The sequence below is a fragment of the Lysinibacillus sp. VIII_CA genome (genome assembly GCF_049943995.1).
Classification (GTDB): Bacteria; Bacillota; Bacilli; order Bacillales_A; family Planococcaceae; genus Lysinibacillus; species Lysinibacillus pinottii.
Genome location: NZ_JBNFXM010000080.1, coordinates 1 through 455 on the forward strand (window position 1 = coordinate 1; position 455 = coordinate 455).

A 455-nucleotide genomic window follows, 5' to 3' on the forward strand; every position below is an offset into this window, starting at 1 on the left:
TCCTTTGTACATACAAGTTGTACAATTGCTTTACTCCCAAAATCAATTGGTACTAAATCGATACACGTACGAATGTCCGGCGCCATTTGTAGTAATAAGATAGCTTTTATTAAACGATAAAAAGCATTTTCTTCTATATTTTCTTGAAATCTCCCGTCAAGTGTGTGACCTACTAGGTTTCCTACGCGATAAACTGTGGCTGGTACACCTTCTTTTATAGCTCTCCTTACTAATTTTTCTGCTAAAAATTTACTTTCTACATACACATTATCTAGCTGTTGTCCCCTGTCAAAGTCCCTTTCATAAAACAAGATTTTCTTATTTTCATGAGGGGCATGTCCAGAAATACTGATTGTTGAAATATAATGAAAGCGTGCACTTGCTTCTTTACTCATGTCTATTAAGTATTGAGTTGATTTCACATTGACTCGGATAAAATGTTCTCTGTCGCCATA

1 protein-coding gene is annotated in these 455 nt (G+C 35.2%); it reads right to left on the bottom strand.

Features of this window, described 5'->3' with window-relative positions:
• The coding region (locus tag ACP3VS_RS24260; protein WP_426390299.1) for an SDR family oxidoreductase at positions 1 to 455 on the bottom strand (455 nt) is incomplete at both ends.